At 66.3% G+C, this 16,373-nt stretch carries 13 protein-coding genes; 8 read left to right on the forward strand and 5 right to left on the reverse strand.

Annotated features, from left to right (window positions below; genetic code table 11):
• Positions 1 to 11: 11 nt before the first annotated feature.
• Together P7L68_RS17000 and P7L68_RS17005 are read right to left on the reverse strand one after the other, a co-directional pair.
• A complete protein-coding gene (locus tag P7L68_RS17000; RefSeq protein WP_372000103.1) occupies positions 12 to 629 on the reverse strand; it encodes a CDP-alcohol phosphatidyltransferase family protein in 618 nt (205 codons plus the stop codon).
• A 6-nt stretch (positions 630 to 635) separates the two neighbouring features.
• On the reverse strand, positions 636 to 1,913 hold the full coding sequence (locus P7L68_RS17005) for a DUF2066 domain-containing protein (protein WP_372000105.1): 1,278 nt from the start codon (positions 1,911 to 1,913) through the stop codon (positions 636 to 638).
• Between the two features lie 275 nt (positions 1,914 to 2,188).
• On the opposite strand from P7L68_RS17005, the gene purM reads away from it, so the two are divergent.
• Positions 2,189 to 3,313, forward strand: a complete 1,125-nt coding sequence (purM, locus tag P7L68_RS17010) for a phosphoribosylformylglycinamidine cyclo-ligase (protein WP_372000107.1) — start codon at positions 2,189 to 2,191, stop codon at positions 3,311 to 3,313.
• A complete protein-coding gene (gene purN / locus P7L68_RS17015) occupies positions 3,286 to 3,951 on the forward strand; it encodes a phosphoribosylglycinamide formyltransferase (RefSeq protein ID WP_372000109.1) in 666 nt (221 codons plus the stop codon). The genes purM and purN overlap by 28 nt, the downstream gene beginning before the upstream one ends.
• Positions 3,952 to 4,030: 79 nt before the next feature.
• Here purN and ndk read toward each other — a convergent pair whose 3' ends face one another.
• Positions 4,031 to 4,453: a nucleoside-diphosphate kinase gene (ndk, locus tag P7L68_RS17020; protein WP_014745359.1), complete on the reverse strand. Its 423-nt coding sequence runs from the start codon at positions 4,451 to 4,453 to the stop codon at positions 4,031 to 4,033.
• A 243-nt stretch (positions 4,454 to 4,696) separates the two neighbouring features.
• Here ndk and P7L68_RS17025 point away from each other — a divergent pair, with 243 nt between their 5' ends.
• From P7L68_RS17025 to P7L68_RS17035, 3 genes are all read left to right on the forward strand, one after another.
• Positions 4,697 to 6,610, forward strand: coding sequence for an ABC-F family ATP-binding cassette domain-containing protein (locus P7L68_RS17025; RefSeq protein WP_372000111.1), 1,914 nt, complete (start codon positions 4,697 to 4,699; stop codon positions 6,608 to 6,610).
• Positions 6,611 to 7,030: 420 nt separating this feature from the next.
• Positions 7,031 to 7,294 (forward strand): usg protein, encoded by a 264-nt coding sequence (locus P7L68_RS17030; RefSeq protein WP_372000113.1) that lies wholly within the window; start codon positions 7,031 to 7,033, stop codon positions 7,292 to 7,294.
• A gap of 39 nt (positions 7,295 to 7,333) precedes the next feature.
• On the forward strand, positions 7,334 to 9,565 hold the full coding sequence (locus P7L68_RS17035; protein ID WP_372000114.1) for a PAS domain S-box protein: 2,232 nt from the start codon (positions 7,334 to 7,336) through the stop codon (positions 9,563 to 9,565).
• 10 nt (positions 9,566 to 9,575) lie between these two features.
• Here P7L68_RS17035 and P7L68_RS17040 read toward each other — a convergent pair whose 3' ends face one another.
• Complete coding sequence (locus tag P7L68_RS17040; protein WP_372000116.1) at positions 9,576 to 10,058, reverse strand: DNA polymerase III subunit chi; 483 nt, start codon at positions 10,056 to 10,058, stop codon at positions 9,576 to 9,578.
• A gap of 17 nt (positions 10,059 to 10,075) precedes the next feature.
• A complete protein-coding gene (locus P7L68_RS17045; protein WP_372000118.1) occupies positions 10,076 to 11,560 on the reverse strand; it encodes a leucyl aminopeptidase in 1,485 nt (494 codons plus the stop codon).
• A 320-nt stretch (positions 11,561 to 11,880) separates the two neighbouring features.
• Here P7L68_RS17045 and lptF point away from each other — a divergent pair, with 320 nt between their 5' ends.
• Genes lptF through P7L68_RS17060 form a run of 3 tightly spaced genes read left to right on the forward strand, consistent with a single transcriptional unit; the run spans position 11,881 to position 16,369 of the window.
• Complete coding sequence (gene lptF / locus P7L68_RS17050; protein ID WP_372000119.1) at positions 11,881 to 13,020, forward strand: LPS export ABC transporter permease LptF; 1,140 nt, start codon at positions 11,881 to 11,883, stop codon at positions 13,018 to 13,020.
• On the forward strand, positions 13,017 to 14,171 hold the full coding sequence (lptG, locus tag P7L68_RS17055) for an LPS export ABC transporter permease LptG (protein WP_372000121.1): 1,155 nt from the start codon (positions 13,017 to 13,019) through the stop codon (positions 14,169 to 14,171). Before lptF ends, lptG begins: the two co-directional genes overlap by 4 nt.
• 2 nt (positions 14,172 to 14,173) lie before the next feature.
• Positions 14,174 to 16,369, forward strand: coding sequence for an LPS-assembly protein LptD (locus P7L68_RS17060; protein WP_372000123.1), 2,196 nt, complete (start codon positions 14,174 to 14,176; stop codon positions 16,367 to 16,369).
• Positions 16,370 to 16,373: the final 4 nt, after the last annotated feature.

The raw sequence follows: 16,373 nt of genomic DNA on the forward strand, positions 1-16,373 counted from the left end.
CCTTCGGATCGTCAGGACGGCGGTCGGCCGTCGGCGTCATCGCGAGGCTCGTGATCATGCGTGCGGGCATGGGACAGCCAGCGCCCCAGATAGCCCGCCCCGGATGTCAGGGTGGTGGCTGCCACCACCAGCATCAGCAATTCCGTCACCGTCCGCCAGTGACGTTCATCGGTCGGACCGTGACCGGGCAGGATCATCGCCGTCATGGCCATGACCATGAGCGCGAGCCCGATCTGGGCTGCGGTATTGATCTTGCTGGCCCGCGAGGGGGCGATGGCGAAGGGCTGGCCCATGGTCTGGCCCAGCATCACCGCCCCCATGATCAACACATCGCGCGAGGCCACCAGCATCACCAGCCAGGCCGGCACCAGATTCTGCCAGCCGAGGGCGATGAACGTTCCGGCGATCAGCAACTTATCGGCAATCGGGTCCAGCCAGGCGCCCAGCTCGGTCTTGGCATCGAAGCGCTTGGCGATCCAACCGTCCAGCCCGTCGGAAAATCCGGCAAGGAGGAAAATCCAGAAGGCCTCCGCCACCATGCCCTTCAGGATCAGCCAGATCACCACCGGCACCATCAGGATGCGGGCGGTGGTGATCAGGTTGGGCAGCTGGCGCAGGTCCGGGGCCATGACGGATCAGCCGCCGGTCCCCACCGTGCGCGGCGGCACGCCGCCGCCCGGCCCGGCCGCGCCCGGTATACTGCCACCTGTGGCCGGCGCACCGCCGGTGGTCGCCGCCCCGCCTGCCGCCGGCGAGGTGGACGTGGTGGCCGGCGCCACGCCGCCATAGGGAGCAAGACCGGAGTTCTGAGGCGGCACAGGCTGCATGCCGGCATCGGGATTGCGGATGCGATCGACCAGTTCCCAATCCACACCCAGGGGTACCAGCGCCAGATTCTGGCGGGTCAAGGCCGCCTGCAGCCCGTCACGATCGCCGTAATAGCGGATCGTGATCTCGGCACCGACATTGGACAGGAGCGTCTCCTCGACCTTCTCGATCATGGCGAGCGCCGTCAGCCGGCGACGGATCTCGGCCCAGACCGACAGATTGGCGAAACGCACCACCGCATCCAGGCGCTCTCGCCGGCTGTAGTCGACGATGTTGGTCGCACGCCAGCCGCTACGCGCCTGATCCAACAACTGGGCAACCACCGCCTCGGCTGCCGTCGTGACACCGTTGTCGCCGGCAATCTGGCCGTTGGCTGTATAAACGCTGCCATCGGCAGCCGTCATCCGGCCCTGAAGCTGGCTGCCGGTCACCTGAGCCTCGGCAACCCAGACACCCTCGGCATCGTAACGCTTCGCCAGCTCGCCCTTGGCCACATCATCGGCGAGCGAGGCACCATCGGCCGGCAGGGCCTGACGGTCGGCAAGATCGCCGAGCGGCACCAGCATGGGGATCAGCCCGCCCCGGCCCACGGCCTGTTCCCAGGCGGCACGCCACCAGCCGTCATCCCAGTAGATACCGTCATCGGTACGGATCACCGGGACCACCAGCGACAGGCCCTGATCGGCAGCAGCGAAGGCGATCCCGGCATTGCGCAGCAGGCCGCGCACGCCCTCGGCATCGAAGCGCACGGTCAGGGTGGCACGATAGCGCTGCGGCGCCACCGCTTCGTTCGAAACGTCGATCGAGCGGACCAGCCGGAGCAGCTGATCGTCGGGGGGCTGCGGCAGGCGGCCGTGATCGCGCGGATCGGTCATGCCGCGCAGCAGCATGTCCAGCGCCTTGCGCTGACCAACGGCAAGCGCCTTTTCGCGTGCCGCATTGGCATTACCCGCGGCTTCATCGACCGCGACACCGTCCTGGGTGTAGACCTGAGCGCGGCTTTGCGCCAGAGCCGCACCGGACGCGGCCAGACAGAGCACCGCCACGGCAAGGGCGGCGAGTACCGGCACGAGGAGCCGGAGCATGGGTCGGACGCCACTGAAGGCGGAAAGGCCGGGTACAGCGTGGCCTGGCTGCATTGCTAGCATTGCAAACGCCGATCGTTGCAGTATGTTCACCGCGCCGGACCGCCCGCCGGGCCGCCCGCCGTTCTTGTTCGACGGCAACTCTAGTCGAGAGCCGGCGCGCTGAAAACCATCTCGCCCGGAAATCAGCTTCACGACACGGGATTGCCGCAGCACGCGGTACCGGACGCGTGATGGCTGCCCCCGGACCACGACACTCAGAGGCGATGCCTTCGATGAGCGACGACCGCACCGCACAGACCCCCGCCGCCCCCGCCGGGGCACGTGACCGCTATCGCGATGCGGGCGTCGACATCGACGCCGGCAATGCCCTGGTCGACCGGATCAAGCCTGCCGCCGCCCGCACGAAGCGGTCAGGCGTTGCCGGCGGCATCGGCGGCTTCGGCGCGCTGTTCGACCTGAAGGCGGCGGGTTTCAAGGATCCGATCCTGGTCTCGTCCACCGATGGCGTCGGCACCAAGCTCAAGATCGCCGAGGCTGTCGGCCGTCACGACACCATCGGCATCGATCTGGTCGCCATGTGCGTGAACGACCTGGTGGTCCAGGGCGCCGAGCCGCTGTTCTTCCTGGACTATTTCGCCACCGGCAAGCTCTCGGTGCCGCTTGCGGCCGACGTGATCGAGGGCATCGCCGAAGGCTGCGACCAGGCGGGCTGCGCGCTGGTCGGCGGCGAGACCGCCGAGATGCCCGGCCTCTATTCCGGGTCGGATTACGATCTTGCCGGCTTCTCGGTGGGTGCCGCCGAACGTGGCACCCTGTTGCCGCGCGAAGATGTCGGCGCCGGCGACGTAGTGATCGGGCTCGCCTCTTCCGGCGTGCATTCGAACGGCTATTCGCTGGTCCGCAAGCTGGTCGCCGATGGCGGCTTCGATTATGCCGCACCGGCCCCGTTCGAAACCACGGCGGGCAGCCTGGGCGAAGCCCTGCTCACCCCCACCCGGATCTATGTCAAGGCATTGATGCCCGAGATTCGCGCCGGCCGGGTGAAGGCGCTGGCCCATATCACTGGCGGTGGACTGCTCGAAAACATCCCGCGGGTGCTGCCCGAAGGCGTCGGTGCCGATCTGGATGCCGCCCTCTGGACCCTGCCGCCGGTGTTCCGCTGGATGGCCCGGGCGGGTGAGCTGTCGGGCCACGAACTGGCCCGGACTTTCAATTGCGGCATCGGCATGGTGGTGGTGGTGGCCGAGGCAGAGGCAGAGGCCGTGGTCGCAGCCCTCGGCGCCGCCGGCGAGGATGCCCGGGTGATCGGTCGCTTGGTGCCGCGTGCAGCGGGCGAGGCCCTGGTTGCGATCGAGAACATGGAGGCCGCATGGCCAAGCGTGACGTCGCCGTCCTGATCTCCGGATCGGGCAGCAACCTTCAGGCATTGATCGATGCGGTCGCCGCCGATCCGGACCATCCGGCCCGGATCCGGCTGGTGATTTCAAACAGGCCCGGGGTCTACGGGCTGGAGCGGGCTGCCGCGGCCGGTATCGAGGCGGTGGTCATCGATCACAGGACCTTTCCCGACCGGGCTGCCTTTGATGCCGCTCTTCACGCCGAGCTTGAGGCGCGCGGGATCGAACTGGTCTGTCTTGCCGGCTTCATGCGCATCCTGACCGCCCCCTTTGTCGAGGCCTGGACCGGGCGGATGCTGAACATCCACCCCTCAATCCTGCCGGCCTTCAAGGGGGCGCGCGCGATCGACGATGCCCTGGCGGCCGGCGTGCGGATCACCGGCGTCACCGTGCATTACGTGGTTCCGGAAATGGATGCCGGGCCGATCGTGGTTCAGGCCGCGGTACCGGTGCTGCCGGGTGACGATCATGATGCGCTGGCGAAGCGCATCCACGCCGCCGAACACCGGATCTACCCCGCCGCCCTGCGCTGGGTTGCCGCCGGCGACGTGCGGTTGGCAGAGTCGGGCCATGTCGAACACCTGACCGATCCGGTGGCGATCAACTCGGTGCTGATCTCGCCACCCGCCCTCGGCTGACGCCGGGCTGTCATTGATATGAAAAAGGGCCGCGCGGCTTGTGCCACGCGGCCCTTTTCTTCGTCCCGAAGGCGTCGGATCAGCCGACGATCTCGGTCTGGGCGAAGAAGTAGGCGATCTCGATCGCCGCGTTCTCGGCCGAATCCGAACCATGAACCGAGTTGGCTTCGATCGACTCAGCGAAATCCTTGCGGATGGTGCCCTCGGCGGCATTGGCCGGGTTGGTGGCGCCCATGATCTCGCGGTTGGCGGCAACCGCATTCTCACCCTCAAGCACCTGGACCACGACCGGGCCCGAGATCATGAAAGCGACGAGGTCGTTGAAGAAGGGGCGCTCGCTGTGCACCGCGTAAAAGCCCTCGGCCTGGGCCTTGGTCAGCTGCAGGCGCTTCTGGGCAACGATACGCAGACCCTTCGCCTCGAAACGGGCATTGATCTGGCCGGTCAGGTTGCGGCGGGTGGCGTCGGGCTTGATGATCGACAGGGTGCGCTCGGTGGCCATGTCTCGAACTCGTCTCTCGGAAGCAGAAGGAAGCGGTGCCGCAGGGACATCCCCGGCACCGACGGGTCTCCGCGGCCACCCCGACCGGCCCGTTGCCGGGCGCTTGTCGACATGCCGCGATCGAGCCGGCTTATAACGGTTTCCCGGGGCCGGGGCAACCGCCGCTCCATGACGGTAAAGCGCAGACGTCCCCTCATCCGGGAGCGGATGACAGCCCTCGCGGCTCATGCTATGTGATCGCCCATGCTGCACATCAACGATCTCGTCTATCGCATCGAAGGTCGGCCGCTGTTCGACGGCGCGACCATCGCCATCTCCGAAGGCCAGAAGGTTGGCCTTGTCGGGCCGAACGGCGCCGGCAAGTCGACGCTGTTGCGCCTCATCCGTGGCGAGATCTCCCCCGATGCCGGATCGGTGGAGCTGCGACCCGGTGCGCGCATGGCCTCGGTCGCTCAGGAGGCGCCGGGCGGCGAGGAAAGCGCGGTCGAGCATGTGCTGGGTGCCGATGCGGAGCGGGCGCGCCTGCTTGCGCGGCTGGCCGAGGCAGAGGCCACCCATGACGGCATGGCCCAGGCAGAGATCCACGCCCGCCTGGCGGAGATCGGCGCCCATGCCGCTCCGGCGCGTGCAGCACGTATTCTGTCCGGCCTCGGTTTCGACGAGGCCATGCAGAATGCCGCCTGTTCAAGCTTCTCGGGCGGCTGGCGGATGCGCATTGCGCTTGCCCGCACGCTCTTCGCCGATGCCGACATCCTGCTGCTCGACGAGCCGACCAATCACCTTGATCTGGAAGCCACGATCTGGCTTGAGAGCCATCTCGCCTCGTGGCCGGGCACGCTTGTGGTGGTCAGCCATGATCGCGATCTGCTGAATGCCGTGACCGATCGCATCGCCCATGTCGAGGGCGGGCGGCTGATGGCCTATCGCGGCAATTTCGACCAGTTCCTGCGCCAGCGCGCCGAACGGCGCGAGCACGCGGCAAAATCTGCCCAGCGCGTGGAAGCTGAGCGGAAAAAACTGCAGGCCTTCATCGACCGTTTCCGCGCCAAAGCGACCAAAGCTGCCCAGGCACAGAGCCGGGTGAAGGCGCTGGAACGCCTCGGCTCGGCCGACGCGCCGCCACCTGCCTATGAAGTCGCCTTCTCTTTCCCCTCGCCCGAGACCCTGGCGCCACCGCTCATCGCCATCGACGATGTGACGCTCGGCTATGGCGATGCGCCACCGGTGCTGAAAGGCATCAATCTGCGCATCGATCAGGACGACCGGATCGCCCTGCTCGGCGCCAACGGTAACGGCAAGTCGACGCTGATGAAGCTGCTTGCCGGCCGGCTGGAGCCGCGGTCAGGCCGGATGGTGCGCCCGTCGAAGCTCAGGATCGGCTATTTCGCGCAGCATCAGGCCGACGAACTGATCCCGGGCGAAACAGCCTTCCAGCATATGCGCCGGGTAATGGCAGACCAGCATGAAAGCAAGGTGCGCGCCCATCTGGGTCGCTTCGGCCTGACACAGGCGCGGGGTGATACGCCCGTGGAACAGCTGTCGGGCGGTGAGAAGGCCCGGCTGCTCTTCGCGCTCGTAACCCGTGACGCCCCGCATCTGCTGCTGCTGGACGAGCCCACCAACCATCTCGACATCGAGGCGCGTGATGCGCTGATCGAGGCGGTGAACGAGTATTCCGGCGCCGTGGTCTTCATCGCCCATGACCGGCGCATGGTGGAGCTTGCCGCAGAACGGCTGTGGCTGGTCGCCGATGGCCGCTGCCGGCCCTATGAGGGCGATCTCGACGATTACCGGCGCCTGCTGCTGGAAACCGCCCGCGCTACCCCCGACCGGGGCGGCGTTGCCGGTGATGCCGATGCACGTACCACCCGTCGCGACCAGCGCCGGGCCGCCGCCGAACGGCGCGAAAAATTAAAGCCTCTCAAGGATATGGTTCGAAAAGCTGAGGCGGAAGTTGAGAAACTGACCCGGGAGCGCGACCGCCTTGCCGCCATCCTGGCCGACCCCAAGCTCTATGACGGACCGCAGGCCAAGGTTGCCGAAGCGACCCGGGCAAAGGGCAAGGTCGATGCCGATCTCGAGGCGGCCGAAGAGCGCTGGCTTGCAGCCGCGGAGGCCTACGAGACGGCGGAAGCCGAGGCGTTGGCCGACGCCTGAGGACTTCGCGACACCGCCAGGGCGGGCGGTGCCGGCTGCTCCCCTTATCCGATTGCGATCATCACGCGCCTGCCGGCTGATGCTGCGGGCGGCGTCTGATCCTGCATGCCCGTCATTCGGGTGACAGTTGGCTCTGACGATCATCGGCGTGAAGCCCGCGTCGCAGACTGCGACTGAGACGCACCCCCAGGCGCCGCAGAATGCATCGCGTTTTGCATCAAGGTGGCGTGACTGTTTCCTGCCCATTCTCGTCGGTCCCTGCTTGTCAGCAGCGGCCTTGGTTGAGTGCCAATAATCAACAGATATCGCGTACAGATTCCTGCTCGATGTTTTTGGTCTTGAATATTTCGGCAGCCGACTCTTAGATAATATCTGTGCTCCCCGCTCAATCTGCATGTATCTATCGCAAGGAGTGCAGTCATGAACGAAATCGAGGCCATCCTACGCGACAATCGCATCACCACGGCAGAAATTCTTTACCATATGCCCGATCATCCAACGGTTTTGCAGAGCTTCATCTGGCAGTTTCTGGATATTGCCCCCCGCTTTCCGAAATTGCGATCATTCCTGGATTTTTGGACCCGCGAGATTGACGGCCGTATTCACTCGGTGACCGTCGCAAATTCAGCACTCGCGGCACCTGCGCGCTGGCGGCATCTCGACGGGGTCTGGCGTCTGCAATAAGGGGCGGCCCGCGCCATAATCGCTACAGCCCGGGCGATCATGGCGCGGGATTTGCTTCTCCTATCGGTCATCACAACCGATCCCCACCACGGCGCATGCCGGCAGCCGCCTGCATGTGACCGCGGACGGAAAGCTGTCATGACCGAAGACCGGCCGGGCGCAGTGACGCGCCCCGCACCCGATCACCGAAGCGCCGGAAGACGATCGATGATCACCGCGGATGCGGTGATTGCGTGGCTGAAGCCTGTCGCGATCATGCTCATGCTCGCAGCCCTTCTGCTTTTCGCGATCGGGCTGGTGCGCAGCAATGACATGGTTCGGGGCGTCATCACCGCAGCAGCGGGCGATCTCCCGCGGGCAGCGATCGCCCTTCGCGATCTCGAGCGCACGGTCCTGGCCGTGGTCGCAGAGCTTCCCTCTGCGGAACGTACCGTCCCCGACGAGCCCGACATAACACGCATTCGCCTGGATCACCTGCGAGAGCTGACCGCCGCCATCGACGGCACCGGCATGGGTGCCATCGTCCGCTCCCTGCCGGAAGGGGGGCTGGTTCTGGACGCTTTGCGCACCGCGCTCCGCCGGATCGACGAGACGGCAGATACTGGCGAGGCCGTGCGTGAACTGCGACCGATTGCCGCCCGACTTGCCACCGTGCTCCCCAGGATCGAGGAACGGACGGCAGAAGCCCGCATGGCAGCACGTGTCGAACTCAGAACACTGCAGACCATGAGCATGCTCTCGGCGACCGGTGTCGTGGCATCCGTTGCCGGCCTCGCCCTGTTGTCGGTGATCATGCAGCTCCGGCTCAGAGCAAGCCGCGGCAGGTTGCGCGATGCTATCGAGGCGATGTCCGATGGATTTCTGCACATTGATCGCAATGGCCGGGTGACGGTGGCGAATGAACGCCTGCGCAGCCATCTCCCGCGCGCAATGGCGGCAATTCATCGCGGCCAGCCGGTGGGTTTGCTTGCGGCTGGCCTGGCGGCGAATGCGGCTGACCCGGAGACAATGCGCCGGCGGCTGCTACATGTTCTGAACGGCAACCCTGATCCCGGAAACACTCTGCTTCCGGTCCTTGACGTCAGGCTGGCTGACGAACGCTGGCTGCGCCTCAGGGTTCGGGTCGGCAGGGATGGCGGGCGCGCGGTAACCATCGCCGATGTCACCGACCTCATCACCGCAGAACATGTGCGACATCGTCAGGCGCTGGTCTTCAAGCACCTCACCGATGGCGTGGTGCTGGCCGATGCCGACGGCAGGATCATCGATGTCAGCCCGGCAGCGGAGCAGCTTTACGGCGTGTCTGCGGCTGCCATAGAGGGGCAACCGATCGGCCTGCTGCTTCGACCATCCGACGCGCATCAGATGACCAGGGCCCTGCTCGACGAACTGTCCGGCTGCGAAACTGCGGGGCGTGCATTCCCGATCGCCCACCCTGATCCCGACGGCAGCTTCAGCCCGACCGGCCGCGATGGTGAGGCGACCTTCGTTGCCCTCAGAGAGACATCGGCCGGTTTCAGCGGCGTGATCGCCCTGATCCGGGATGTCAGCGAGATCCACCGCGTCCACAAGTTGAAGGCGGCCTTCATCGCTGCGGCAGCCCATGAACTGCGCACGCCGACGACGGCGCTGGTCGGCGCGTTGCGTCTGGCGAACCATGGTCTGGGCGGCGACGTCCCCCCACGCCTGGCCGCCCTGCTCGACATGGCCTCGCGCAATGCCGATCGCCTGACCTCGGTCATCAACGGCCTGGTGGATGTGGAGCGTCTGGAAAGCGGGAGCTTCACCCTGGCGCGCCAGCCGGTGAAGCTGGTGGATCTGCTGGCGACCATCGCTGCTCGCGCAAACGATCTTCCCCATATCGGGCTGACGGTCAGCGGCCCCGCGGATCAGGCGGGCTCGGAAGAGGCCACCATGGTGATGATGGATCCGGAACGCCTCGCCCAGGCGCTGCTCGGCGTCGTCGATCAGGTGGCCGGTCCGCAGCCGCGCGTCGGGAGCCGCACCGCCGTCAGGCTGGCCTGGGGTCTGAACGACCATCGCGTCCGGATGTCGGTGGAAGAACAATCCGACACGGCCGCCACCGCGACCGAGGCGATGCCCCGCCTGTCTCAGAGCCGGTCGGCACCGCCACGCCGACCGGGCGATATCGGTTTCGGCCTGGCGGTTACCCGGGCGGTAGTCGAGCGCCATGGCGGTCTGATATGGTGGGAAACCACTGACGCGGGCAGCCGGTTCAGGATCGATCTGCCACTGTACCAGACAGGTTGAAGCCCGGCTTTCAGGCCGCCCGTTCCCAGCGGCCGTCCGGTCGCTGGCGCCAGTAGGTCAGGGCGAAACCGCGAGCCTTCCGCACCCGCCAGCGGTCGCGTGCGGCAGAGACCGCCAGATCGTCGCGCCCGTCAAACAGATCGAGCACCCGGACGAAGCCCGACGGATCGGGATGATCCATCCCGTCGACCAGCACGAGGACCTGTGGGTCATTGGGCATGTCGTCCCCTGCCGTCAGCCAGACGGGCTGACGCTCGGGCAGCGGATCCCCCTGGCTGCCATGCGGCAGGAAGCTGTCCGGATCGTAGGTCCAGAGCAGGCTGTCCAGTGCTTTCACCCGTTCAGCCGACCCGGCCCGCAGCACCGCCCGCCAGTCGTGGGCGAGAACCCGCTCCAGCAGGGCGGGGAGCGCCTGCTCAAGCGGAGTCACGGTCAGATGATAGAAGGCGATTTCCACCCCGGGGGGCTGCCCCCCGGCCGTATCGGCGGACATGACCTCTCCGCCGCCGTTCACGCGCCGGCTTCGAAACGATCGGCGACCAGCCGGTCAAGCAGGCGCACGCCGTAGCCGGTCGCCCCCTTGGGGCCCAGATCGGTGTCACCCTTGCCCCAGACCACACCCGCCACATCGAGATGCGCCCAGGGGGTATCGCCCACGAAACGCTTCAGGAACTGGGCGGCGGTAATGCTGCCGCCATCCCGCCCCTTGCCGACATTCTTCATGTCGGCGATGTCGGAATTGATGTCCTTGTCGTAGGCATCCGACAGCGGCAGGCGCCACAGCCCCTCTCCGGTCGCGGCCGAGGCCGAGAGCAGTGCATTCGCCAGACCGTCGTCATTGGCGAACAGGCCGGCGTTGTAGGTCCCCAGCGCCACGATGATTGCGCCGGTCAAGGTCGCCAGATCGATGATGGCCGACGGCTTGAAGCGATCCCGGGTATAGGTCAGCGCATCGGCCAGGACCAGCCGGCCCTCCGCATCGGTGTTGATGACCTCGATGGTCTGGCCGGAGAGCGAGGTGACCACATCGCCCGGCCGCTGCGCGGTTCCGGAGGGCATGTTCTCAACCAGACCTACCACGCCGACCACGTTCACCCGCGCCTTGCGCTGGGCGAGCGTGCGAAGCAGGCCGGCGACGATGCCGGCGCCGCCCATATCCCACTTCATCTCTTCCATGCCGCCTGCGGGCTTGATCGAAATGCCGCCGCTGTCGAAGCACACGCCCTTGCCGACGAACGCCACCGGATCGCTATCGTTCTCGCAGCCGGTCCAGCGCATGATGACCAGATAGGGCTCGTTGACGCTGCCCTGCGCCACGCCCAGCAGGGCGTTCATGCCCAAAGCCGCCATGCGGTCGCGGTCCAGGACTTCGACATCGATGCCGAGCCGGGCAAGATCCTTCAGCCGCTCCATGAAATTGCGGGGCGTGAGAACGTTGGCCGGTTCCGAGATCAGTTCGCGGGTAAAATCGACACCGTCACCTGCCGCATGACGGGCCTCGAAGGCGACGGCCGCATCGGTACCGGCCCCGCTCATCACGGTGACGGCCGGGTCGACCGGGGCATCGTCGCCCTCCTTCTTGCTGCGATAGCGATCGAACCGCCAGGCGCGCAGCCGCGCGCCGAGGGCGACCTCGGCCGCGAGCGCAGCCTGATCCCCGTCGAGCCCGGAAATGTCGACGGCAATCGCCGCAGCACCGGCTGCCGAGCGCACTGCCCGGCCGCCGAACTTCAGCGCCTTCAGGGCATCAAACTCTCCGGCCTTGCCGATGCCGAGCAGAACGACCCGATCGAGCCCCACCCCGTGCGGCGCCAGAACGACGGCCTGCTGCTCGGCCTTGCCTTCGAAACGGGTGGCCGCCATGGCCCGGCCCAGCGCGCCGCCGGTCGCCTCGTCGACCGCCTGTCCGGCGGGCGTCAGCGCCCGACCTTCGGACACGGGAAGAACGAGGGTGCCGCCGGCTGGAATCGACGACGTCGCGAAGCTGATGGTCATGCCTGCCTCTCCGGGTTTCTGTGCATGGCTCGGACATGCCGGGCGGTGATCCTGGAACGGGCCACTCGCCGGCGCGTGTCTCCGGGCAATATAGGCGGTGTGCCCCTCCGGCAGAAGACCGGTGACGCATATCCGACACAGCCCTCCCCGAAGGCGGGCACTGGACCCTGGGCGTCGGCCAAGATAAGTTGCGGCCGGCGGGGGGTGTCCCTGCATCCCGTTGCAGGACACGCCGCAACCCGCCCGTTCCGCATGCCTCGCCGCGCCCGGTCCGTCGTCCGGGTATGAACGGTGAAGCCGATTCCCAGCCCAGGGGTTCCATGCCGGGTTCCATGCCGCTTGCCACCCGCTATCTGTTCAGACAGCTGCTGCTGCCGGCGCTCGCCATCACCGCCGGCCTTGCCGCCGTGGTCTGGCTGACGCAGTCCGTGCGGTTCCTGGACCTGATCGTCAATCGCGGCCTCTCGGCACTGGTCTTCGTTCAGCTCACCATCCTGCTGCTGCCCACCTTCCTGACCATCATCATGCCGATCGCATTGTTCTGTGCGGTGGTGACGGTCTATTCCCGGCTGATTTCGGACCGGGAGCTGGTGGTTCTGCGCGCCGCCGGTCTGGGGCCATGGGCGCTGATCCGGCCGGCGATGATGCTGGCCGGCGTTTTCGCGCTGATTGGCTATCTGCTGTCGCTTTATATCGTCCCGACCTTCACGCGGGACTTCCGCGAACTGCAGATCTCCATCCGCAGCGATGTGGCCGCCGTGTTGCTCCAGGAAGGGCGGTTCAACTCGCCCGTGCCGGGGCTGACGGTCTTTGTGCGCGAGCGTCTGCCTTCAGGGGAACTGGCCGGCATCCTGGTCCAGGATGAGCGCAACAAGGCGATACCTGTAACGATGATGGCGGCAAGAGGCGGCCTGGTCGCCACCGACACCGGCCAACGGATCGTGCTGGTCGATGGCAACCGGCAGGAGCGCAGCCCCGACGGACGGGTGAGCTTCCTCTATTTCGACCGCTACACCGTGGATCTGGCGCTGGTTGCGGGCGACGTATCGCCCGGCACGCGGGACAGGCGCGAACGCTATCTGTCGCAGCTTCTGAACCCCGAGGCCGGCATTTCAGAGAGGTTTCGCGGCGAATTGCGCAGCGAGCTGCATCAGCGTCTGGCCTGGCCGCTCTACAATCTCGCCTTCACCCTGATTGCACTCGGCCCACTGCTTGCCGGCGAATTCTCCCGCCGCAGTCGCTGGACCAGGGTGGCGGTGGCGGCGGCCGCGATGATCGCCGTGCAACTTGCAGGCATCATGTTGACCTCGGCGCTCGTTACGGCGCCCATCGCCGCGGTCCCGCTCTATCTTTCGATTCTCGGCGCCGCAGCCACTGCCCTCTGGCTCATGCTGGGCCGCCGGCCGCAGCGGATTCCACCCCGAGCCCCCGATAGGGCGACGGAGAAGGCCCAGGCATGACGCAACCCTCATCCAATAGCGGCCGTGTGCGGGCGGGCCGGGCACCGTCAACCCCGCGCCGGCATGCGTCGGCCACGCTCAGTCTCTACCTCGCCCGTCATATGTTGAGTTCGGTGGGGTTGGTGCTGGCCGTGGTGATGGGGCTGGTGCTTGTCGTCGATCTGATCGAACTGCTGCGCCGTGCCGCCGGTGATGATGTGCCGGTCACGACGCTGATCGGCATGGCGATCCTCAAGAACCCGTTCCAATTGCAGAGGATCGCCCCCTTTGCGGTCCTGATCGGCGGGATGATAACCTTCTCGCGCCTCACCCGCACCAATGAGCTGGTGGTGGCACGGGCGGCGGGCGTATCCGTCTGGCAGTTCATGGCACCGCCGGTCGGCGTGGCACTGCTGCTGGGCGCGTTCTTGGTTGCCGTCTTCAACCCGCTCGCCGCCATGATGACATCCAGGTACGAATCGCTCGACGCCCGCTATATCGGCGGCCGCAGCAGTCTTCTGTCGGTCGGCCCCGGCGGTCTGTGGCTGCGCGAGCGGCTGGACGGCGCGCCGGTGGTGATCCATGCCACCCGCATGGCCGCGGCGGGCACCGACCTCGGCAATGTCACGATCTTCCGCTACGGGCCGGACGAGACCTTCCGCGACCGTATCGATGCTGCGCGCGCGACGCTGGGCAATCAGGTCTGGCATATCGAGAACGCCGTCGTCTCAGCGCCCGACCGGATGCCGGAACGCGCAGAGACCCTGGAACAGGCGACTCAGATGACGCGCGAGCAGATTCTGGACAGTTTCGCCAATCCTGAGACCATGTCGTTCTGGGCGCTGCCGGGTTTCATCGCGCAGCTCAGGGATGCAGGCTTTAGTGCGCTGCAGCATCGGCTCTACTGGCACTCCGTCCTCGCCCTGCCATTGCTGATGATGGCCATGGTCATCATCTCCGCAACTTTCGGCCTGCGCTTCACCCGCAGGGGCGGTGCCGGCATCACCATTGCCGGAGGTGTCTTCACCGGCTTCCTGCTGTATTTCCTTACGGGCGTGGTCTATGCTCTCGGCCAATCCGGAGGCCTGCCGGTGGTGCTGGCCGCCTGGACTCCGGCCGGCGTTGCGGCGCTGTTCGGCATAGCGACCCTGTTGCATCTGGAGGACGGCTAGCCTTGGTCGCCGGACCTGCTTCCACCCGCCGCCGCCGCTCCACGCTCGATCGCTTGCGCGCCGATCTCCTGGCCGCAGCCGCCATCGTCGTGTTGAGCGCCCTGCCTGATCCGGCACGTGCCCAGGCCCTGCCCTCTCTTGCGTCCGACGAGCCGATCCTGCTTCAGGCGGACGAGGTCGAGTATGCGCGCGAGCTGGAGCTCGTGATCGCACGCGGCAATGTCGAAGTCGCCCAGGGCGACCGGATCGTCAGAGCCGACAGCCTGACCTATAACCGGCGCGACGGCATCGTTACCGCACAGGGCAATGTGGCCATGGTCGAGCCCGACGGTTCGGTCATGTTCGCGAGCTACGCCCAGCTGGACGAAGGCTTTGCGAAAGGCATCGCCCGCGACCTCAAGGCCCGACTGGCGGACCAGACGCTTCTGGTCGCGGCCGGCAGCACCCGCGAAGGCCGCTTCACACAGATGGACAAAGCGGCCTACACCGCCTGCGAACTCTGCGAGGACAAGCCTGACCGGCCGGCGCTCTGGCAGATCAAGGCCGATAAGGTCACCCATGACGAGCAGACCCGCGACATCGTCTATCGTGATGCGACGCTGGAATTGCTGGGCGTACCGATCGCCTATACGCCCTATTTCAGCCATCCGGATCCCACGGTCGATCGCCGGAGCGGTATGCTGGCGCCAACCTATCGCTCCAACAGCACACTCGGCAGCCGGATCGACATCCCTTACCATATTGTGATCGATCCCACGACCGATGCCACGATCACGCCGATGTGGACGACCGACCAAGGATCAGGCCTCAGCGCGGAATACCGCCGGGCCCTGGATAACGGCGCCTACTCGCTGGAAGGCATGATCGCGGATGCAACGGATGATGTCGCCCGCGACAATGTCCGTGGCTATATCGCCGGTCGTGGACGCTTCGACCTGAACGATACCTGGCGCTGGGGATTTGACGGCATCTGGGCCGGGGACGACACGGTGCTGCGCGTCTACGACATCACCAACCGCGAAACCCTGACCTCGACGCTCTACGCCGAAGAGCTGAACGGCCGGGACTACGCCCAGATTGCCGGCTACTGGTTCCAGGGGCTCCGCAATACGCAGAGACAATCCGAACTGCCGACGGCCCTGCCGATGGCGCAGTGGAGCCGGCTGGGTGCCCCCGGTACAGCCCCTCTCGGCGGTCAGTGGCGGATGGAGTCCAGCTTCGCCGGTCTGTCGCGCCAGGATGGGACCGACAGCTACCGCGCCACGGTGGGCGGCGGATGGAATCGCAGCTATATCGGCGGCGAAGGTGGCATCTATACGCTGACCGCCAATCTGCGCGGCGACGGCTATGTCGTCGACGATCTGACTGAGGACGGCCGCAGCTTCAATGGCACAGCCGGCCGCATTCTGCCAGAGATCGCGCTGGACTGGCGCCTGCCCATGGTTCGCTCCGACGGCGAAACCCGTCAGATGATCGAGCCGATCGTCATGGGTGTGATCAGCCCCTATGGCGGCAATTCGTGGAAGATCCCGAACGAGGACAGCCGCGATTTCGAGTTCGACGAGACCAACCTGTTCTCCACCCAGCGTTTCTCGGGCTATGACCGGGTCGAAGGTGGGCCGCGGGTGAGCTACGGGCTGCGGGTCGGCCACTATACCGGGGATGGCGGACAGATTACCGGCCTTGTGGGTCAGTCTCTCAGGGCCAGAGCCGACGACACCTTCGCGCCCGGCAGCGGACTTGAAGACAAGGTCTCGGATTATGTCGGCCGGGTGGTCGTGACCCCTGGTCCGAACCTCGATCTCTATTATCGTTTCCGCTTCGACAAGGATACGCTGGAGCCCCGCCGCACCGATCTGGGCGCTGCCTGGATCGTCGATCGGGCAAGCTTCGATCTGTCGTACACGCTTCTCAGAGCTGACGAGCGGGAAGTCACCGACGATTACACCGACCGCGAAGAGGTGTATTTCAGCGCCGGCTACGACATCACCGATGATTACAAGATCTTCGGCAGCCTGCGCCGCGATCTGGAGAATGACCGCTCGATCAGTCACGGGGCGGGCTTCGCCGTCGATCTAGAAAACTGCCTCTACATCGTTTCCGAAGTCCGGCGCAGCTTCTCGCGCGACCGCGACATCCAGCCGTCGACCGACGTGCTGGTCCGCGTGGTGCTGCGCACCTTGGGCGGAACCTACTGACATG

Origin of the sequence: Tistrella mobilis, from assembly GCF_041468085.1 — a bacterium.
Taxonomy (GTDB): Bacteria; Pseudomonadota; Alphaproteobacteria; order Tistrellales; family Tistrellaceae; genus Tistrella; species Tistrella mobilis_A.